Origin of the sequence: Janthinobacterium sp. J1-1, from assembly GCF_030944405.1 — a bacterium.
Classification (GTDB): Bacteria; Pseudomonadota; Gammaproteobacteria; order Burkholderiales; family Burkholderiaceae_D; genus Janthinobacterium.
The window spans coordinates 2,870,027-2,890,840 of record NZ_CP132339.1 but is presented as its reverse complement, the minus strand read 5'-3'; the positions used below and the strand labels follow the sequence as shown (position 1 = coordinate 2,890,840).

The following is a 20,814-nucleotide window of genomic DNA, read 5'->3' as shown; positions in this document are numbered from 1 at the left end:
CCGTGATTACTGGGCAGCGCCAGCCGCTGCGACGGCTGTTTGCTCAGGCTGCCAACCGCCACCCAGCACCTTGTACAAGGTCACCAGGTTGGTCGATTTGGCCAGGCGCGCCGTGATCAGGCTTTGCTGCGCGGTGTACAGCGCGCGCTGGGCGATCAGGGCGTTCAGGTAGGTTTCCGCGCCCTGCTTGTAGCGCGCATCCTGGATGGTATAGCTCTTCGTCGACGCCTCGACCAGCGCTTCCTGCGATTGCAGGCGCTCGTCGATGGTGCCGCGCTGGGCCAGCGCATCGGACACTTCACGGAAGGCGACCTGGATCGCCTTTTCGTATTGCGCCACCGAGATTTCACGATTCACCTTGGCGATATCGAGGTTGGCGCGGTTTACGCCGCCATCGAAGATCGGCAGGCTGATCTGCGGAATGAAACTCCAGCTGCCGCTGCCGGCCTTGAACAGGTCGGACAGGTTGTTGCTGACCGAGCCGGCGGTGGCCGTCAACGAAATGCGCGGGAAGAAGGCCGCGCGCGCCGCGCCGATATTCGCGTTGGCGGAGCGCAAAGTACGCTCGGCCACCAGCACGTCGGGACGGCGTTGCAGCACGTCCGACGGCACGCCGGCCGGAATGTCGGCCAGCGATGTCACGGCGCCGAATTCGGCTTGTGGCAACAATTCGGCCGGCACGCTGCTGCCAACCAGCAAAGCCAGCGCGTTCTGGTCGAGCGCGACCTGGCTGGTGTAGACGGCCACGTCGGAACGGGCCAGCTCGACGCTGGTCTGGGCGTCGTACTTGTCCAGGCCCGAGGTGGCGCCCGCATTGAAGCGGCGCTCGGCCAGGGTGTAGCTCGACTGCTGGCTGCGCAGGGTGTCCTGCGCCACGCGCAGGCGCTGCTGGTCCGCCACCAGGTTCAGATAGCTGCTGGCCACTTCGGACACCAGGCTGATCTGCTGTGCGCGGCGGGCTTCTTCCGTGCCCAGGTATTGCTCCAGCGCGCTGTCGGACAGGCTGCGCACGCGGCCGAAGAAGTCCAGCTCGTACGCGGAGATCCCCAGGTTGGCCGTGTACTGGCGCGTGATCGACGCTTCGTCGTTGGCGCTCTGGTTGCGCGGAATGCGGGTCGCCGTCTGGCCGCCCGCGGCCGACAAGGTCGGGATCAGCGCGGCGCGTTCGATGCCATACGTCGCACGCGCTTTCTCGATATTCAGGATCGACACGCGCAGGTCACGGTTGTTGGCCAGCGCCAGTTCGATCACCTGGCGCAGGCGCGCGTCGGCAAAGAACTCGCGCCAGGCGATGTCGGACACCGCTGTCGCGCCGGCGGGCGCATCGGCCTTGTACGACGGGCCGGTCGGCCAGGCGGTAGGCGACGGCGCCGCCGGACGCTCGTAGGTGGGAGCCAGGCTGCAGCCGGCCAGCAAGGCCAGCGCCGCCATGGAAAGTAGCGTTTTTTTCATATTAATGTGCATCCTTGGAAAGCGTGACGGCTGGCGCCGTCGCCGGGGTGCTTGGCGTGGTCTTGTCGTCGGACTTCGAGAAGAAGCCGCGCACCAGCACGAAGAACACCGGCACGAAGAAGATACCGAGGAAGGTGGCCGACAGCATCCCGCCCAGCACGCCGATACCGATGGCGTTCTGGCTGCCCGAACCGGCGCCGCTGGAAATTGCCAGTGGCAACACACCCAGGCCGAAAGCGATCGAGGTCATCAAGATAGGACGCAGGCGCAGGCGCACCGCGTGCAGGGTCGCATCCAGCAGCGACATGCCCGATTCCTGCATTTCCTTGGCAAACTCGACGATCAGAATCGCGTTCTTCGCCGACAAGCCCACCACCGTCAGCAAGCCCACCTGGAAGTAGACGTCGTTCGACAGGCCGAACAGCCACGTGCCGAGCACGGTACCGATCACGCCCAGTGGCACCACCAGCAGCACCGAGAACGGAATCGACCAGCTTTCATACAGCGCGGCCAGGCACAGGAACACGATCAGCAGCGAAATGGCGTACAGCTGCGGCGTTTGCGAGCCGGACTCGCGCTCTTCGAGCGAGGTGCCGGTCCACGACAGGCCGATGCCAGGCGGCAGCTTGGCGACCATTTCTTCCATCGCATTCATGGCCGCGCCGGTGCTTTGGCCAGGCGCCGGCGTACCGAGGATTTCCATCGATGGCAGGCCGTTGTAGCGTTCCAGGCGTGGCGAAGCATAGATCCACTTGCCGGTGGCAAAGGCCGAGAACGGCACCATTTCGCCGGCGGTATTGCGCACATACCACTTGTTCAGGTCTTCCGGCAGCATGCGCGAATTGGCTTCGCCCTGCATGTAGACCTTCTTGACGCGGCCGCGGTCGATGAAGTCATTCACATACGCACTACCCCAGCCGACGCTCAGCACGCGGTTGATCTCGTCGATCTTCAGGCCCAGCGACGTCGCTTTCTGCTGGTCGATGTCGATCTTGTACTGCGGCGTATCTTCCTGGCCGTTCGGACGCACGCCGACCATGATCGGATTTTGCGCGGCCATGCCCAGCAGCTGGTTACGCGCCGCCATCAGGGCGTCGTGTCCCACGCCGCCCGTGTCTTGCAGCTGCATGTCGAAACCGGTGGCGTTACCCAGTTCCAGCACGGCTGGCGGGGCAAACGTAAACACCATCGCGTCTTTCAGCTGCAGCAGAGCGCCCATGGCGCGGCCCGCCACGGCGGAAGCCTTGGCGTCGCCGGCCTTGCGTTCGGACCAGTCTTTCAGGCGCACGAAGGCGATACCGGTGTTCTGGCCATTGCCGCCGAAGCTGAAGCCGGCCACCGCAAACACGGAAGCGACGGTGGCTTTTTCATTCGTCATGAAATGCTTTTCGACCTGCTTGATGACGCCCAGCGTACGCTCTTGCGTGGCACCGGTCGGCAGCTGGATCTGGGTGAACAGGATGCCCTGGTCTTCTTCCGGCAGGAAGGAGGTCGGCAGGCGCATGAACACCAGCACCAGCGCCACCAGCAGCACGGCATACATCAGCATCGAACGCAGGCGGTGGGTGATCATGCTGCCCACGAAGCCCTGGTATTTTTCGCTGCTGCGGTCGAAACTGCGGTTGAACCAGCCGAAGAAACCCTTGTTGGTGGCGTGATGGCCTTTTTCAACCGGTTTCAGGATGGTGGCACACAGCGCCGGCGTAAATACCATCGCGACGATCACCGACAGCACCATCGACGACACGATCGTGATGGAGAACTGGCGGTAGATCACGCCGGTCGAACCGGCAAAGAAGGCCATCGGCACGAACACGGCCGACAGCACCATGGCGATACCGACCAGCGCGCCGGTAATCTGCGTCATCGACTTGCGCGTCGCTTCCAGCGGCGACAAGCCCTCTTCGCTCATCACCCGCTCGACGTTTTCCACCACCACGATGGCGTCATCGACCAGGAGGCCGATCGCCAGCACCATGGCGAACATGGTCAGGGTATTGATCGAATAACCGAAGGCGTTCAGGATGCCGAAGGTACCGAGCAGCACGACCGGCACGGCCATGGTCGGGATCAGGGTGGCGCGGAAGTTCTGCAGGAACAGATACATCACCAGGAATACCAGCACCACCGCTTCGACCAGGGTTTTCACCACTTCTTCGATCGACAGCTTGACGAATGGCGTGGTGTCGAACGCGACCACGGCTTTCATGCCGGCCGGGAACTGCTTGCCCAGGGTATCGACCATGGCCTTGACGGCGGTGGCGGTATCGAGCGCGTTGGCGCCGGTGGCCAGCTTGATGGCGATACCGGTGGCGGCATTGCCGTTGTAGCGGGCGACCGTGTTGTAGTTCTCGCGGCCCAGCTCCATGCGCGCCACGTCTTTCAACGTCACTTGCGCGCCGCTGGTGGTGGTTTTCAGCAGGATCGCGCCGAACTGCTCGGCGGTCTGCAAGCGGCTTTGGGCCGAGACGGTGGCGTTCAGCTGCTGGCCAGCAACAGCTGGCGCGCCGCCCAGTTCACCGGCCGATACTTCGGCATTCTGCGCCTGGATCGAGGTGATGACGTCGGCCGGGGTCAGCTGGAAGCTTTGCAGCTTGGCCGGATCGAGCCAGATGCGCATCGCATACTGCGAACCGAACAGGGTCACGTCGCCGACACCGGGCACGCGGCTCAATGGGTCGACCACGTTGGCGGCCACGTAGTCGCTCAAGTCGGTCTGGTTCATGCTGCCGTCTTCGGAGATGAAGCCGAACACGATCATGAAGTTTTTGGTGGCCTTGGCCACCACCAGGCCCTGCTGGGTGACAGCGGTCGGCAGCAGCGGCGTGGCCAGTTGCAGCTTGTTCTGTACCTGCACCTGGGCGATGTCGGGATTGGTGCCGTTGGTAAACGTCAGCGTGATGCTGATGCCACCGGTCGAATCGCTGGACGAGGACATGTAGCGCAAGCCATCGATGCCCTTCATCTTTTGTTCGATGACCTGGGTCACGGCGTCTTCCACCGTTTTGGCCGAGGCGCCAGGGTAGGAGCCGCTGATCGAAATCGACGGCGGGGCGATGCTTGGATACTGCGCAATCGGCAAACTGAGGATCGAGATTATGCCGGCAAGCATGATCACGATCGCGACCACCCAGGCAAAAATCGGGCGGTCAATGAAAAAACGGGCCATTAATATTCTCCTGAATTATTGGGCGCTGGCGGCTGGTGCTGACGCGGCTGGTGCTGCACCCGGTGCGGCTGGTGCGCCACCGGCGGCGGCAGGCGCAGCGGCAGGCACGGCGACGGCAGGCGCGCCCGGCTTGATTTTCTGCAAGCCTTCCACGATCACGCGGTCGCCGGCGGCCAGGCCGGACGTCACGATCCAGCTGGTGCCGGAGGTGCCGTTGGTGGTGATGATGCGCTGCTCGACCTTGTTTTCCTTGTTCAGGACCATGGCGGTGGCTTCGCCCTTCTGGTTGCGCGAGACGCCCACTTGCGGCACGGTGATGGCTTTGTCATCGATACCCGTTTCCAGCTGGGCACGCACGAACATGCCTGGCAGCAACTCGCCTTTCGGGTTCGGGAACAGCGCGCGCAGCACCACGTTGCCGGTGGTCGGCTCGACGCTGACGCCCGAGAACTGCAGCTTGCCCGGTTCGCTGTACTTGGTGCCGTCTGGCAAGATCAGATTGACCTTGGCCTGGCCGTCGCCGGCTTTCTTCAGGCTGCCGTCGGCCAGCTGGCGCTTCAGGCGCAGCAGGTCGGTGCTCGACTGGGTCACGTCGACATAGATGGGATCGAGTTGCTGCACTGTCGTCAGCGCTTCGGCCTGGCCAGCCGTCACCAGCGCGCCGGCCGTCACGGTCGAGCGGCTGGTACGGCCGCTGATCGGCGCCGTCACGGTGGTGTAGCGCACGTTGATATTGGCCGATTCCAGCGCCGCGGTGGCCGCTTCCACGTCGGCCTTGGCTTGCTCGTAGGTAGCGACGGCATCGTCGTATTCCTGGCGGCTGACGCCTTCGATGGCCACCAGTTCCTTGTAGCGCGCGACTTTCGGACCGGAAGTGAGCAGGTTGGCCTTGGCCTTGGTTAACGCGGCCTTGGCCGAATTGTAGGACGCCTGGTAGCTGGCCGAATCGATCTGGTACAGCGGCGTGCCGGCTTTCACATCGGCGCCTTCGACGAACAGGCGCTTCTGGATCAGGCCGCCCACTTGCGGACGCACATCGGCCACTTGATACGCATTGGTCCGGCCGGACAGGTCGGCCACCATCGGCAACGCGGCCGGATTAACAGTAAACACGACAACCTGCGGCGCTTGCTGCGGCGGCGGCGCGGCCTGTTTTTTACTGCAGCCGGCCATGATTACAGTGGCGCACAGAACGGCAATAGCGCCGCTCGTACGCGGCGACGTCAGGGAAAATGTTGGTTGCATCTTGGACTTTCTGAAAAAGAAGCGGGCTTAGTGTCGTTAGAAATGAGGTAATTTATTAACGCAGATCAAAGAATGAACGATCATTCTAAAATGGTCAAGCAGATTTACAATTGATACATGGAAACTTTTTGATTTCATTGACGCATCGATCCGGCAAGGATGCAGTCACCGCAGGGCTTGCTTTGCATCAAGCAAGGCTGGCGGGCGACGATAAAACGGCAAGGCGAAGAAGTGGTTGCTGCAGCTACTGTATCAGGGTCGTGCTTTCTTTGCTTGCCAGCATGGCAAGCGTTGCGGCGGCGCAAAAAACACGCAAATCGGCATGGTTATTTACCAATCGTATTGAAAAGACATGCTGCGGCGAATGCGCTACCATATGCACCGGCCTTGGACAGACAGGCCGCTTCATGACGGCCGAGGCAGCATGCCAGGCCGGGAAAGCGAACGGCGATGACGACACCGGCACCCAAGCAGGCACAGGCGGCACAGGCGGCGCAGCCTGCGGCAGCCCCGCGCTCGACCGGCGTGGCCGGCCTCGATACCATCCTGGCCGGCGGCCTGGTGCCCGATCGCCTGTACCTGCTCGAAGGCGAACCGGGCACCGGCAAGACCACGCTGGCGCTGCAGTTCCTGATGGAGGGCGTGCGCCTGGGCGAACCGGTGCTGTACATGGCGCTGGCCGAATCCGAAATCGAGCTGCGCGGCGCGGCCCTGTCGCACGGCTGGGACCTGGCCGGCATCGGCATCGAGGAAGTGGCGCCCAGCGACGACATGCTGGACCCGGACCGCCAGTACACCATCTTCCACCCGTCCGAGATCGAACTGGCGGCCACCAACCAGCGCATCCTGGCGGCGATCGACAAACACCGGCCGGCCAGGCTGGTGCTCGATTCGCTGTCGGAATTGCAGCTGCTGGCGGAAAACCCGCTGCGCTACCGGCGCCAGGTGGTGGCGCTGAAACAATACCTTGCCAGCCGCCACTGCACCACCGTGCTGATCGACGACCGCTCGGCCCTGGACGACGGCTTGCAGGTGCGCAGCGTGGCCCATTGCGTGATCTCGCTCGAACTGCAGAACCAGGCGTACGGCAATGACCGGCGCCGCGTGCGCGTGGTGAAATACCGCGGCGTGCCGTTTCGCGGCGGCGCGCACGACTACAAGATCGCCCGCAGCGGGCTGGTGGTGTATCCGCGCCTGGTGGCGGCCGACAGCCGCAGCGAGGCCGGCCGCGTCAGCCTGTCGAGCGGCGTGGCGGAACTCGACGCGATGGTCGGCGGCGGCCTGGAAGAAGGCATGAGCACCCTTATCTCCGGGCCGGCCGGCAGCGGCAAGTCGACCCTGGCGGCGCAGTTCGTGCACGCGGCCACCCTGCGCGGCGAACCGTGCGCCATGTTCCTGTTCGAAGAAGCGCGCAGCAAGCTGCTCAACCGCACCGACGGCGTGGGCATGCGCCTGCGCGAGGCGATGCAGAACGGCTTGCTGAGCGCCCAGCAGATCGACCCGGCCGAACTGACGCCGGGCGAATTCGCCCAGGCCGTGGTCGATGCGGCCGAACGGGGCGCGCGCGTGATCGTCATCGACAGCCTGAACGGCTACATGAACGCGGTGCCCGACGAACGCTTTCAAAGCACCTATCTGCACGAACTGCTGAACTACCTGAGCCAGCGCGGCGTGGCCACTCTGCTGGTGGGGGTGCAACAAAACATGATCGGCACGGCGATGACCACCTCGGCCGACGCCAGCTACCTGGCCGACAGCGTCATCATGCTGCGCTATTACGAGGCGGAAGGCGAAGTGCGGCAAGCCATTTCCGTCTTCAAGAAGCGCGGCAGCGCGCACGAGCGCAGCATACGCCGCTTCGAGATCGTCCCGCAGGGCATCCGCATCGGTCCGCCGCTGGCCGGCTTTCACGGCATCCTGTCGGGCATGCCCACCGTCGGCGGCACGCCTTTCCCCTAGGACAGGCCATGGAACAGCGCATCCTGATCCACGCGCCGGCCGGCCAGGATGCCGCCCTGGCCGTCAAGGTATTGGCCAGCGCGACCATCGACAGCCTGGCGTGTCACTCGGTCGGCGACCTGGCGCAGCAACTGCGCCTGGGCGCGGGCGGCGTATTGACCGTGGAGGAAGCCCTGCATGCGGGCGCCTGGCAGGTGCTCAACGATTACGCGCAGCAACAACCTGATTGGTCCGACCTGCCGATCCTGCTGCTGACGCGCAGCGGCCAGGACTCGCTGCCGCTGCGGCAGGCGATTTCCACCCTCGGCAACCTGACCCTGCTGGAACGCCCGGTGCACGCCCTGACCCTGATCACCTCGGCCCACGCCATGCAGCGGGCCCGTGCGCGCCAGTACCAGGTGCGCGAAAGCGCCCGGCGCAAGGATGAATTCATCGCCACCCTGGGCCACGAACTGCGCAATCCGCTGGCGCCGATCCGCACCTCGGCCGCCCTGCTGAACCGCCTGTATCCCGGTTCCGAACAGATCGGCAAGGTCAGGGACGTGATCGAGCGGCAGGTCACGCAACTGATGCGCCTGGTCGATGACCTGCTCGACGTGGCGCGCATCACCAGCGGCAAGGTGGCCTTGCAGCGCCAGGATGTGCTGCTCGAGCAGGTCATCGGGCATGTGGTGGAACTGTGCCAGGAACCGGCCAGTGCGCGGCAGATCGCCCTGACGGTGGACTTGCCGCCGCACCCCGTGCTGCTGCACGCCGACCATGCGCGCCTGGTGCAGATCTTCGCCAATATCGTCTCGAACGCCATCAAGTTCACGCCGCCGGGCGGGCGCATCCATATCGGCGCGCAGATGGCGGACGAGCAGTTGCAGGTGAGCGTGGAAGACAACGGCATCGGCCTCGATGCGGAGGCGATTCCGCGCATCTTTTCCATGTTCGAACAGAGCCGCACGGTGTCGGGCCAGCTGGCCAGCGGCCTGGGGATAGGCCTCAGCCTGTCACGCCAGTTTGCCGAAATGCATGGCGGCAGCGTGCAGGCGTATAGCGCCGGCGCGGGACAAGGCAGCCGCTTCGTGGTCACCCTGCCGGCCAAGGAAATGCCGGTGCCGCCAGCCGAAGCGGTGACCGCGGCCAGCGCGGCGACCGCGCCCGCCGGCGCCGCCCTGCAAATCCTGGTGGTGGACGACAACCGCGATGCGGCCGATGCGCTGCAAACCATGTTCCAGCTCGATGGCCATGCGGCGGCCGTGGCCTACGACGGCCAGCAGGCGCTGGTCCAGGTCGCGCTGGCCTGGCCGCGGCTGATCGTGATGGACCTGGGCATGCCGGGCATGGATGGTTATGAAACGGCGCGCCAGGTACGCCAGCTGGCCAACGGGCGCGACTGCCTGATGATCGCGCTGACGGGCTGGGGCCAGGGCGAAGCCCGCCAGCGCACCGTCGAGGCGGGCTTCGACTTTCACCTCACCAAGCCGGTCGACTATACGGCGATTGTCGCGCTGCTGGAGCGGCACCTGGCTGGCGCGTCACCGAACTGAAGCTTATTTCCACTTGCCGCGCAAATCCTGGACTTTTTGCTGCAGCAACTCCGGCGTGGCGTCCTCGGGCGCCACCGGCACGCCGACGGCCAGCGACAGGCGCGAACGCAGGCCGGCCTTGAAGGCGCGCTCGAACAGATGGCCGTTGCGGTGACTGAGCAAGTGACCCCACAGGCCGCGCAGCGCCAGCGGGATCACCGGCACCTTGCTGCGCGCCACGATCTTGGCGATGCCGCCCTTGAACTCGCTGATCTGGCCGGTGCGGGTAAGCTTGCCTTCCGGGAAGATGCACACCAGGTCGCCTTCATGCAGGGCCTGGGCGATATCGACAAAAGCGCGCTCCATCAGGAAAGGATCGTCCTTGGCCGAGGCAATCGGGATCGCCTTGGCGGTGCGAAATAACCAGCCCATCAGCGGCATCTTGAAAATCTTGTGATCCATCACGAAGCGGATCGGGCGCGGGCTGGCCGCGACGATGACGATGGCGTCCACATAGCTGACGTGGTTGCATACCAGCACGGCCGCGCCCTCGGCGGGAATCCGTTCGCCATTGACCACTTTCACGCGGTGCACGGTCTGGATCAATATCCAGGCCAGGAAGCGCATCAGGAATTCCGGCACCAGCGAGAAGATATACGCCGCCACCAGCGCGTTCAGGATGGCGGTGACGAGGAACAGCTGCGGGATGGTAAACCCTTGCCCCAGCAGCACGATGGCCACGCCGGCCGCCGCCACCATGAACAGGGCGTTGAGGATATTCATGCCGGCGATGGTGCGCGAAATATGTTTCGGGTCGCAGCGGGTCTGGATCAGCGCGAACAGGGGCACGATAAAGAAGCCGCCGAACACGCCGATCATGACGATATCGAACAGGATGCGCGGCACGCCGGCCTGGCTGACAAAGGCCAGCGCATCGACGATTTGCGTATTCGCGTAGGCATTGCTGGCGAAGAACAGGTCGATGCCGAACAGCGACAGGCCGATCGAGCCGAACGGCACCAGGCCGATCTCGATCTTGTGGCCCGACAGGCGCTCGCACAGCAGCGAACCGGTGCCGATGCCGACCGAAAACACCGTCAGCAGCAGCACGAACACGCTATGGTCGCCATGCAAAAAGTCTTTCGAATAGACGGGGAACTGGGCCAGGATCAGCGCGCCATAGAACCAGAACCAGGAGTTGCCAAGCATGGCCAGGAAGACGGGACGGTTCTTGCGCGAAAAATTCAGGTTGCGGAACGATTCGGCGACAAAATTGAGGCTGACCTTCAGGTCCGGCTCGGGCGCCGGCGTGCGGGGCACACGGTAGCTGGCGATCAAACCGAAGATGGCGACGGCGATGGTGGCGCCGGCCACCAGTTCCACGCCCAGCGGCTTGTGCACGATCAGCACGGCGCCCAATATCTCGCCGAGCAGGATGCCGACAAAGGTGCCCATCTCGATCAGGCCATTGCCGCCGACCAGTTCCTCGGGTTTCAGCTGCTGCGGCAGATAGGCGTACTTGACGGGGCCGAACAGGGTCGAATGGATGCCCATGCCGACCACGGCCGCCACCAGCAGCCACAGGGTGTGCGTCATCCAGCCGGCGGCGGCGATCGCCATGATGGCCAGTTCCATCCATTTCACGAAGCGGGCCAGGCCGGCTTTTTCGAATTTGTCCGCCAGCTGGCCGGCGGTGGCCGAGAACACCACGTAGGGCAGGATGAACAGGCCGGGGATCAGGTTGGTGATGGTGGACGGATCGAGCGAGGTCCAGCTCAGCGCATCGTAGGCCAGGATCACCATCAGCGCCGTCTTGAACAGATTGTCGTTGAAGGCGCCAAAGAACTGGGTCCAGAAAAACGGCCCGAAGCGGCGCTGCGACAACAAGGAAAACTGGCTGCTCTGACTCATGGCGTGGAAATGGGAAGTGAACGAATTGCTAAAATACAGCACTATCCTGCGCACGACAATCTGAATGTCGTGGTATTGCTTTCAATCAATACCGGCCAGGACCGCACATTGCATGCTGGCCACTTCTTCGGAGGAATTGCCACATGGCTATAAGAAAACCCCGTTTCTTGATAATAAGGTAAGGTGCGCATACATCGGGCGCCGCTCGCGCCCTGTCCTGCCAGGAAAGCCGACCTATGTTTGTATTGATACCGCTGGTATTGCTGGGCTTGTTGATTACCGCCTTTGTCGTCGCCATGAAAAGCCGCCGCAAAGTGATGGAGCTCGAAGCCGTCACGGCGCGCTTGCGCCGCGAAGTCGACAGTATCCAGGAGCGCCTGCAGGTGCTCGAACTGGGCCCTGCCCTGCCGCGCGCACACGCCGAAGCCAGGGTGGAGACCAGGACGGAAGCGAGGGCGGAACCCGCGCCGCCAGCCGAGGCCGCGCCGCCGGTGCCTGTACCCGTGGCCATCCCAGTGCCGGTGCCGGTGCCTGCACCTGCGCCCGAGTTTGTGCCACCGGCGATTACCATTTCGCTCGACAAGCCCGCAGCGCGGCCCGCTCCCGAGCCGGTGCCACTGCCGCCGGCAGCTCCTGCGCAGCCCGCCAAACCGGTCGCGCCGGCGCCAGACCTGCCGAATACCCCCGCCTGGGTCGCCCCTGGCAACGAGCTGTTTGCCAAGGCAAAAACCTGGTTGTTGACGGGCAACCTGGTCGCCAAGCTGGGCTTGCTGATTTTGTTCCTCGGCGTCAGCTTCCTGCTCAAATATGTGTCGGCGCAAGTGACCTTGCCGATCGAGCTGCGTCTGGCCGGCATTGCGCTGGCCGATATTGCCCTGCTGGCCTGGGCCTGGCGCATCCGCGTGGCGCGCCCCGGCATCAGCCTGCCGCTGCAGGGCACGGCGCTGGCGATACTGATGCTGGTCACCTTTGGCGCCTTCCGCCTGTACGAACTGATGCCTGCCGGCCTGGCCTTCGTTTTGCTGTTCGTGCTGACCGCCTTTACCTGCCTGCTGGCAGTGCTGCAGAACGCCGTCTGGCTGGCCGTGTTCGGCATTATCGGCGGCTTTGCCGTACCGATCCTGGTGTCGACCGGCGGTGGCAGCCATATCGGCCTGTTCAGCTATTACGCGCTGCTCAACGCCGGCGTGTTCGCCATCGCCCTGAAACGCGCCTGGCGCGTGCTGAACGTGCTGAGCTTCGGCTTTACCTTCGTGGTCGCCACCGCCTGGGGCCTGCTGCGCTATACGCCGGAAAACTATCTGTCGAGCCAGCTGTTCCTGATCCTGTTCGTGCTGTTCTATGTCGGCATCGCGATCGCCTACTGCGCACGCCAGGCGCCGCGCCTGAAGCACTATGTGGACGGCACGCTGGTATTCGGCACGCCGCTGGCCGCCATGGGCTTGCAGTATGGCCTGGTGAAGGACCTGCATTTCGGCCTGGCGTTTTCGGCCATGGTCGCCGGCCTGTTTTATACCGGCCTGGCGGTGGCCCTGTGGCGCCGCCACAGCGGCCACTTCAAATTGCTGGCCGAAGCCTTTCTGGCGCTGGGCGTCGTGTTTGGTACTTTGGCGATTCCGTTTGCGCTCGACGGCCGCTGGACGTCCGCCGCCTGGGCACTGGAAGGCGCCGGCATCGTCTGGGTCGGCTTGCGCCAGCGCCAGCCGCTGGCCTGGGCCTTTGGTCTGCTGGTGCAGGCCGCCGCCTGGCTGTCCTTCCTCGGCATCCTGGCCGACATGGACACGCCGACCGCGCTGCAATCGAACCTGTGGCTGGGCTTTTTGCTGCTGGCCGCCGCCGCCCTGCTGATGGCGATCAACTTCCGCCGCCAGCAAGGCGTCGTGCACGCCAGCCTGGAACCGGAACTGATGCAGGGCCTGTCGGTGGTGTTCCTGACCGGCGCCACCGCCTGGCTGCTCGGTGGGCTGTGGACCGAAATCCTGCTGCGCACCGACGCCATCACGCAGTTGAACCTGCTGACCGTCAGCGCGCTGGCGGTTGCCGGCGGCCTGTTCTGGCTGGCGCAGCGCCTGCAATGGACGGTGCCGCGCCTGCTGCTGCTGGTGGTGCAACTGCTGGCCGGCATCGTGTTGCTGCTGCGCATGGGCCTGGACTGGAATGAGCACCCAAGCAACCTGTTCCACGGCACCTTTGTCAGCGCGCTGCTGCTGGGCGCCGCGGCGCTGGCGAGCAGCTGGTTCACGCAACGCCAGGCGCGCGTGGAGATCAATGAAAAACTGTCGCTGGCCGCGCTGCCGCTGCTGCAATGGAGCGGCCTGCTGTGGTTTGTCGGCATCCTGTTCCCGCTCACCAGCTGGCTGCTGCGCCTGGTCGATGGCAAGGACAGCATGCATCCGCATGCGGGCGAACACTGGCTGGCGCTGTACCTGATCCTGGTCAGCATCGCCACACCGCTGTTCGCGCTGCTGGCGCGCCGCCTGGCCTGGCCGCAGTTGCGCTGGTTCACGCCGGCCGTCTGGATCGGCCTGGGCCTGTGGAGCGCCAACATGCTGATGGCCCTGTATTTGCGCGAATACCTGCCGACCGGCCTGTCCTGGCTGGCGCTGGCCTGCATGCTGGCCAGCGGTGAATTCATGCTGCGCACCTGGTCGCGCGCCGGCTGGCACCTGAACCTGCGCGTGCTGCGCCTGCTGCACACGGTGCGCACGGCGGCGCCATGGCTGATGCTGTGGCCGGTAGGCGCGATCCACCTGGACGCCTGGCTGGCTGGCCAGGGCGACGCTGTCAGCCCGGCCTGGTCGCGCTATTTGCCGGCCTGGGCCATGATGCTGGCGCTGGCCTTGCTGATCCGCCGCTGCCGTGCCGGTGGCTGGCCGGTGGCGCCGATCGCCGGCTGGTACCAGCGCACGCTGATACCGCTGGGGGCGGCATGGTCGCTGGTGCTGATCGCCGTCTGGAACCTGATCGACAACGGCGCCATGGCGCCCCTGCCCTATTTGCCTTTGCTCAATCCGCTCGACATCAGCAGCGGCTTTGCCATCCTGCTGGGCATTGCCGCCTGGCGCCTGCTGCGTGCCGGCCAGCCAATGTGGCTGGACCAGTTCCAAGCGCGCGTGCCAGTGGTGGCCGCCTGTTTTGTCTACGGCTGGTTCAACCTGCTGCTGCTGCGCACGGTCTCGAACTACATGGGCGTGCCCTACGAATTCGATGACCTGATGGCCTCGCAGTTCGTGCAAGCCATGCTGTCGCTGGTGTGGAGCATTACTGCCCTGCTGCTGATGCGCCATGCGGCGCAGCGCCAGCGGCGCCAGCAATGGAGCCTGGGCGCGGTGCTGCTGGTGCTGGTGGTGCTGAAACTGTTCCTGGTCGACCTGTCGAACGTGGGCGGCATCGCCCGCATCGTGTCGTTTGTCGGCGTGGGCCTGCTGATGCTGTTGATCGGCTACCTGGCGCCGTTTCCCAAGGCGGAAACCGTAACAGAACCAAAACCGGAGAGCGCATGAAAATTGCCCTGTCGATCGTCACGTGCCTGGCCTGCAGCACTGCGCTGGCACAGAATGTACCGGACCACCCGTCCCGCTACGGCTGGAGCATGCCGGTCAGCGTGCCGGCCGGCGCCGGCGTGGCCCGCTTGCCGCTGCCCAGGGAGGTCTACCTGCACGCGCGCACCGGCAACCTGGCCGATGTGCGCCTGGTCGACCGCGACGGCCAGCGCCTGCCGTTCGCCATCAGCACGCCGCCGGCGCAAGCGAACACGCAGCGCAGCAGCATCGCCGCGCGCATCTTCCCGGTGACGGGCAGCGCGGCGGGCGGCGGCGGCCTGCAAAACGTGGAGATCCGCACCGGCAGCGACGGCCGGCTGCTGTCGGTCAGCGCCACTGCCGGGACCGGGACCGCCGCGGCAGGCAAGAGCCTGCAGGCGCTGATCCTCGATATCGGCCAGCAGGCGCCAGGCAGCCGCATCGGCGCGCTGCGCTTTGCGCCGCCCGCCGATGCCGGCGACTACAGCGCCCAGGTGCTATTGGAAGTGAGCGACGACCTGAAGCAATGGGACGCGGTCGGCACCACGACCTTGAACTGGCTCAGCAACAGCGACACGCAGACGCTGGCCAACGACAGCATCGTGTTTGCGCCGCGCGCCTTCCGCTATGCACGCCTGAGCTGGCAGGACGGCCAGCCGCTGCTGTTTGCGTCCATCGCGGCGCAGGCCGTCAGCGAAACCGAGGCGGCGCCGCCGCGCGCCGCCATCGTGCTGCAAGGCGTGGCCGGCAAGCAGCCCGGGGAATGGGTGTACGCCACGCCGGTCGCGATTCCCGCCGACAGCATCGCGCTGCAATTTGCGCAAGCGAACGTGGTGCTGCCGGTGACCCTCGGCGTCTATCGCCAGAGTACTTACGTGCCGCAGCGCCGGCTGCATCTGCACCAGCAAACGCGGCCGCAGCCATCTGCGGGCGCGTATTTCGACCCGCTCTTGAGCACCAGCTTTTACCGCATCAGCGACGCCGGCAAGGAAAGAGTGTCGGGCGAACTGGCCATGCCGGTGGTGCAGACCACGCAATGGGTATTGCGCCCACAGACGGAAGGCACGGCGCTGCCGGCCACCGCCCCTGTCCTGCGCCTGGGCTGGACGCCGGAAACGCTGGTGTTCCTGGCCGGCGGCAAGGGGCCGTACCGCCTGGTGTTCGGCAAGGCAGACGCCCAGCCGGCGGCTCAGCCGCTGTCACAGGTGGCGCCCGGCTACCGCGATGGCGAATTGCAGGCGCTGCCGATCGCCACCGTGGGTACGCTGACGGCGCTTGCCGGCGCCGCCGATGCCGCGCCCGCCAAGGCCGGCACGGGCGCGCCATGGCGGATGGCCGCGCTGTGGGCCGCCCTGCTGCTGGGCGTGGGCGTGCTGGGCTTTTTTGCCTGGCGCTTGCTGTCGCAGATGAAGGAAGAGCAACCGCCGCAATAAACCCTACTGGCGCAGCAGCGCCTTGAAGGTTTGCGGCATCCACGGCCGCGCCGCCAGCATGAAGCTGATCGCCAGCCGTTCCTCGCCGGGCAGGCGCGCGTCTTCCTGGTGCAGGCGCGAAAACTCCACCGCCACCTGCTGCAGCCGTTCCAGCAGCGCCGCCGTGGATTTTTTCGACAGCATCACGTTCACCAGGCGCAGCAGTTCGCTGTCGCCATCGAACTGCGAGTTCAGATAATCGTCATAGGCTTCCTGCTTGAAATACGCATGGATCGGGCCATTCGGTATCCATGCAAACGTGCGCGCAACCAGCAGCTTGACCCTGTTGTTCGGCAGCAGTTCCAGGAAACCGATCTTGTCCAGGCGCAGCAAACAGCTGACCGCCTGCGCTTCGCTGATGTCGTAGATGGCGATGATCTGTTCCAGCGGCAGCAGATTGAGGGCCGAGACGGCGACGATGAACAGCCTGGTGTCTTCGATGATTTCCTTTTCCTGCGCATAGGTCAGCCCCGTGATCAGGGTCGGCGCCGCTTGCGCCGCCTGCACCGCCAGCGCCAGCTGCTGGAAATCGCTGTCGATGGCCACCAGGATCTGCTCCATCCGCTGCAAGGTAAATTGTTTCAGCGAAAACATGCGTTTGACGCTGGCCTCGGACACACCGATCCTGCGCGCCAGTTCGGCGTAGGTCACGCAGCGTGCCTTGAGCAGGCGCTTGAGGGCTTCGATCAGGGCATGGGTTTGCTGCATGGCCATCCTTTGCTTAATAAAGAACAACATGGTATCAAAAAGTGATACCCGCAGTATGACCGCCCACTACGAGTAGCATTTTGATTGACCAAATAGCGGCCATCGACAATGATGACGTTGCCAATTGGCACACATGAAGGAGACATCAATGAAGCTGACCAACAAATACCTGCTGCCCTTTTACCTCACCCTGGCGCTGTCGGCCACGGTGCCGGGCCTGGCCCACGCCGATGGCTCGCGCAATCTGTCGCGCGGCTCGGAAGCGCTGAGCGAAGGCTCCGCCGTGGTCGTGGGCGGCACGCTGTCGATGTTGGCCGGCTCGGGCGCAATCGTTGTCGCCAGCGTCGAAACAGTGGGCGAAGGCATCGTGGTGGTGCTGAAAGGTGCGTCCGAAGCGGGCGGCGCCTCGATCCGGATGAGCGCGAAAGCGGCCGAAGGCCTGTCGCTGGCGGCCGGCACCGTGGTCAGCGTGGTGGCCCTGTCGACCGGCCATATGCTGGTGCTGTCCGGCAAGGCCATCGCCTTTATCCCGAACGAAGTGGGCAAGGCCCTGATCCATCATTCAAAGGTATGACACCATGAAACGCCTGACGATACTCGTTTTCAGCCTGCTGCTGGCCGGCGCCGCCCATGCGGGGCGTTCCTGCGAAGAAAAGCCGACCGACGCCAATACGCTCGTCAAATCGATGGCGCTGGCGCAAAAGACCTGGCAGGCGCTCGACGCTTCGGGCGCGCAGGTGGCGCTGGTGGCGCGCGCCGGACAGGACCTGTCGAAATACCAGCTGCGCTATTCGCACATGGCGCTGGCCTGGCGCGACCATCCGCAGGGACGCTGGCTGGTGGTGCATGAGCTGAACGAATGCGGCACGGCGCAATCGTCGCTGTACAACGAAGGCCTTGGCAACTTCTTCAGTAAGCGCTCCATAAACCACAGCCTTGTGGCGTAATCCCGATTTCCGCATGCTTGCCGTTTCAATTTGAACGGGAGCAAGCATGGAAGGCGACACCGAATTCTGGACCTCACATATCGAGGCCTGCCGCCGTGAAGGCATGGCGGCGAGCGTATATGCACGGCAGCATGGCCTGACGCTGGCGTCGCTGTACTACTGGCGGCGCAAGTTGACGCGGGCCGCAGTAACCGGCGCCGATGGCGCGGCGAAGCAATTTGTCGCCCTGCGCGTGGTTGATATGGCAGTTGGCACCGCAACCGGCACGTGCACTCTGGTGCTGCGTTCCGGTCTGTGCCTGGAGCTGGCCGCGCTGCCGCCGCCAGCCTGGCTGCTGGCCCTCGACCAAGCCCACGCGGGAGTGCGCTGATGCACCCGGGCTGCCGCATCGACCAGGTGTTTTTATGCCGCGACCCGGTCGACTTCCGCAAGTCCATCGGCGGTCTGTCGGTGCTGGTCGAGCAGGCGCTGGGACTTGATCCGTTCGGCAACGCGCTGTACGTGTTCATCAACCGCGACCGCAACAAGATCAAGGTGTTGTACTGGCACCGTAACGGCTTCTGTCTGTGGCTCAAGCGGCTCGAAGCGGAGAAATTCGCGTGGCCGCGCGACGCCGACGGCGCCACGCAAGGCGTCACGCTGCAGCAGTTCGAGTGGCTGCTGGAAGGCTTCGATGTGTGGCAGAAACCACCCCATAAAACCCTGCATTTCAGTTCTGTTTCATAGGAGAATTTGGTAAACTACGGCATGCCTGCCACCACCGCCAAACCGTCCAACCTGCCGCCGCGCTACAGCCTTCCAGAGCTGACGCTACCTGCCGTGTTGCCGACCGACGCGGCGGGCCTGACGGCGTTGCTGCACTCGGTCATCGCCGCGCACCACGACGTCAAGACACAGGCGATGAACCACATGCAGCACATGCTGGAACAGTTCGTCCTGGCGCGCCACCGCATGTTCGGCGCCAGCTCGGAACAGTCGTCAGCCCAAGGCCGCTTGTTCGACGAGGCCGAGGCGTTGGCCGCTGGCAGTGATGCAACGCAGGATGTGGCGCCGCTGCCGCCGGATAACAAGCAGGATGCCAAATCGAACAGCAAACCGGGGCGTGGCAAGCGCAGCCCGTTGCCGTCCGAGTTAAAACGCGTCGATATCGTGCACGATGTGCCAGCCGCCGAACGTACTTGCCCGTGCGGCACGCCGATGGTGGAAGTCGGCGAGGACGTCAGCGAGCAACTCGACCTGGTGCCAATGCAGGTGCGCGTGCTGCGCCACATCCGCAAGCGCTACGGCTGCCCCGGCAGTGCCCACGCGCCGGTGACGGCGGCGTTGCCGCCCCAACCCCTGCCCAAGAGCAACGCCAGCGCCGATTTGCTGGCCATGCTGCTGGTGGTCAAGTTCATCGATGGCCTGCCACTGGCGCGCTTTGAACATATATTGGCTCGCCACGGCGTGACGGTGCCGCGCCAGACGCTGGCGCGCTGGGTCATCGGCGCGGCCGGCGTGCTGCAGCCGTTGCTCAACCTGATGCGCGACACCTTGCTCGACGGCCCGTTCCTGCACGTCGACGAAACGGTGGTGCAGGTGCTCAAGGAAGCGGGCAAGACGCCGACCTCGAACAGCTATATGTGGGTGCAAACGGGCGGGCCGCCGGGGCGGCCGGTGGTGGTGTTCGACTACGATGCGAGCCGCAGCGGGCAGGTGCCGCTGCGCCTGCTGCACGACTACCGGGGTTACGTGATGACCGACGGCTACAGCGGCTATAACGAGTTGATGCGTACCGATGGCATCGAGCAGCTCATTTGCTGGGCGCACGTGCGTCGCCGGTTCGTCGAGGCGGTCAAGGTGCAGCCCAAGGGCAAGCGCGGGCTGGCCGACGAGGCCGTTGCCATGATCGGCAAGCTGTACGGCATCGAGCGCGACCACCAGGATGCCGATGACGCCACGCGCCTGCTGGCACGGCAAACCCACAGCGTGCCGGTGCTGGCGGCGCTGCGGACGTGGCTCGACCAGACGCTGCCGGGCGTAACGCCGAAGAGTGCGCTCGGCACGGCGCTGTCGTACCTGCGCGATTACTGGCCGCGCCTGACACGCTACACGGAGCGCGGGGACCTGCCGATTGACAACAACCGTGCCGAAAACGCGATCCGCCCGTTCGTCGTCGGTCGCAAGGCCTGGCTGTTCAGCGACACGGTGGCCGGCGCCAATGCCAGCGCCGTCATCTACTCGGTGCTGGAGACGGCCAAGGCGAACGGGGTGGAACCTTACACCTGGTTGCGGCGCGTGCTGCGTGACCTGCCGGCGGCGAACACCGTGGATCAGGTCGAGGCGCTGCTGCCGTGGAATGTGAGCGCACTCGACCACGGCCAGAGCGTGACACCGATGGGCGTGCTGCAATGAGCCGGATCTCATCGCCGACGCTCGCCGACGCCATCAAAGTCGTAAGGGCCATGGGCATCGAGCAAAAAGAGGTACTGGCCAACGAATTGTTCGAGCGGCAGCCAAACCTGTTCGGCTCGGCGCTCGCACTCCACCGCATGGGTGTCGCCCCGGCAAAAATCGAGGTGGTGCTTGATCTGCTGTTCATCTGCTTCCAGTCAATGAAGCAGTCGGGGCTACGCTGGCCATTGATCACCGAGGCTGACCTGGACAAGCAATTAGGACGCTATGTCGCCACAGTGCGGTTTGGTGAAGACCTGGCCTTGGCACAACGCCAGCGCGCCATGACGCAATATCTCGAATCCCATCCGGAAAAACCGCTGCTCGCCTATGTCACCGACGAGCTCAACAAATGGTTGGCCGGCATCACACCCGAAGCGACCGACAACTACGTTATGCTCGCCGCCATGAACTTCGTCAACTGTATCGCATTCACTCCGATCCCGAAGCCCGCGAAGCGAACCTGAACGACCTTGCCTGGTT

The 20,814-nt window shown here is 64.6% G+C and carries 15 protein-coding genes; 10 read left to right on the top strand and 5 right to left on the bottom strand.

Translation table 11 applies throughout. The annotated features are described in order from the left end of the window. Positions 1 to 6: 6 nt before the first annotated feature. From adeC to Q8L25_RS13080, 3 genes are read right to left on the bottom strand one after another with little or no spacing between them, the layout of a single operon-like run. On the bottom strand, positions 7 to 1,452 hold the full coding sequence (gene adeC, locus Q8L25_RS13090; protein ID WP_308925236.1) for an AdeC/AdeK/OprM family multidrug efflux complex outer membrane factor: 1,446 nt from the start codon (positions 1,450 to 1,452) through the stop codon (positions 7 to 9). A gap of 1 nt (position 1,453) precedes the next feature. Next, positions 1,454 to 4,621 (bottom strand): efflux RND transporter permease subunit, encoded by a 3,168-nt coding sequence (locus Q8L25_RS13085; RefSeq protein WP_308925235.1) that lies wholly within the window; start codon positions 4,619 to 4,621, stop codon positions 1,454 to 1,456. Between the two features lie 15 nt (positions 4,622 to 4,636). Then, positions 4,637 to 5,866, bottom strand: coding sequence for an efflux RND transporter periplasmic adaptor subunit (locus Q8L25_RS13080; protein WP_308925234.1), 1,230 nt, complete (start codon positions 5,864 to 5,866; stop codon positions 4,637 to 4,639). Between the two features lie 450 nt (positions 5,867 to 6,316). Here Q8L25_RS13080 and Q8L25_RS13075 point away from each other — a divergent pair, with 450 nt between their 5' ends. Together Q8L25_RS13075 and Q8L25_RS13070 are read left to right on the top strand one after the other, a co-directional pair. Continuing rightward, the gene (locus Q8L25_RS13075; protein WP_308925233.1) at positions 6,317 to 7,825 is read left to right on the top strand and encodes an ATPase domain-containing protein; all 1,509 of its coding nucleotides are present in this window, start codon (positions 6,317 to 6,319) and stop codon (positions 7,823 to 7,825) included. 8 nt (positions 7,826 to 7,833) lie between these two features. Further along, on the top strand, positions 7,834 to 9,360 hold the full coding sequence (locus tag Q8L25_RS13070; protein ID WP_308925232.1) for an ATP-binding protein: 1,527 nt from the start codon (positions 7,834 to 7,836) through the stop codon (positions 9,358 to 9,360). 3 nt (positions 9,361 to 9,363) lie between these two features. Here Q8L25_RS13070 and Q8L25_RS13065 read toward each other — a convergent pair whose 3' ends face one another. Beyond that, positions 9,364 to 11,250, bottom strand: a complete 1,887-nt coding sequence (locus Q8L25_RS13065; RefSeq protein ID WP_308925231.1) for an MFS transporter — start codon at positions 11,248 to 11,250, stop codon at positions 9,364 to 9,366. Positions 11,251 to 11,486: 236 nt separating this feature from the next. On the opposite strand from Q8L25_RS13065, the gene Q8L25_RS13060 reads away from it, so the two are divergent. After that, positions 11,487 to 14,753 carry a DUF2339 domain-containing protein gene (locus Q8L25_RS13060; protein WP_308925230.1) on the top strand — a complete coding sequence of 1,089 codons (3,267 nt, stop codon included), beginning with the start codon at positions 11,487 to 11,489 and terminating at the stop codon, positions 14,751 to 14,753. Continuing rightward, positions 14,750 to 16,204 carry a DUF3999 family protein gene (locus Q8L25_RS13055; protein ID WP_308925229.1) on the top strand — a complete coding sequence of 485 codons (1,455 nt, stop codon included), beginning with the start codon at positions 14,750 to 14,752 and terminating at the stop codon, positions 16,202 to 16,204. The genes Q8L25_RS13060 and Q8L25_RS13055 overlap by 4 nt, the downstream gene beginning before the upstream one ends. Before the next feature lie 3 nt (positions 16,205 to 16,207). On the opposite strand, the gene Q8L25_RS13050 is transcribed toward Q8L25_RS13055, so the two are convergent. Then, positions 16,208 to 16,951 (bottom strand): helix-turn-helix domain-containing protein, encoded by a 744-nt coding sequence (locus Q8L25_RS13050; RefSeq protein ID WP_308925228.1) that lies wholly within the window; start codon positions 16,949 to 16,951, stop codon positions 16,208 to 16,210. 148 nt (positions 16,952 to 17,099) lie between these two features. On the opposite strand from Q8L25_RS13050, the gene Q8L25_RS13045 reads away from it, so the two are divergent. From Q8L25_RS13045 to Q8L25_RS13020, 6 genes are read left to right on the top strand one after another with little or no spacing between them, the layout of a single operon-like run. Then, positions 17,100 to 17,525, top strand: coding sequence for a hypothetical protein (locus Q8L25_RS13045; protein WP_308925227.1), 426 nt, complete (start codon positions 17,100 to 17,102; stop codon positions 17,523 to 17,525). Positions 17,526 to 17,529: 4 nt separating this feature from the next. Then, the gene (locus tag Q8L25_RS13040; RefSeq protein ID WP_308925226.1) at positions 17,530 to 17,898 is read left to right on the top strand and encodes a DUF2145 domain-containing protein; all 369 of its coding nucleotides are present in this window, start codon (positions 17,530 to 17,532) and stop codon (positions 17,896 to 17,898) included. Between the two features lie 46 nt (positions 17,899 to 17,944). Further along, positions 17,945 to 18,268, top strand: a complete 324-nt coding sequence (locus Q8L25_RS13035) for a hypothetical protein (RefSeq protein WP_308923543.1) — start codon at positions 17,945 to 17,947, stop codon at positions 18,266 to 18,268. Beyond that, complete coding sequence (tnpB, locus tag Q8L25_RS13030; protein WP_308923544.1) at positions 18,268 to 18,624, top strand: IS66 family insertion sequence element accessory protein TnpB; 357 nt, start codon at positions 18,268 to 18,270, stop codon at positions 18,622 to 18,624. Before Q8L25_RS13035 ends, tnpB begins: the two co-directional genes overlap by 1 nt. A 21-nt stretch (positions 18,625 to 18,645) precedes the next feature. Next, a complete protein-coding gene (locus tag Q8L25_RS13025; RefSeq protein WP_308923545.1) occupies positions 18,646 to 20,292 on the top strand; it encodes an IS66 family transposase in 1,647 nt (548 codons plus the stop codon). Further along, positions 20,289 to 20,798 (top strand): hypothetical protein, encoded by a 510-nt coding sequence (locus tag Q8L25_RS13020; RefSeq protein ID WP_308923546.1) that lies wholly within the window; start codon positions 20,289 to 20,291, stop codon positions 20,796 to 20,798. The genes Q8L25_RS13025 and Q8L25_RS13020 overlap by 4 nt, the downstream gene beginning before the upstream one ends. The last annotated feature ends 16 nt before the right edge of the window (positions 20,799 to 20,814 follow it).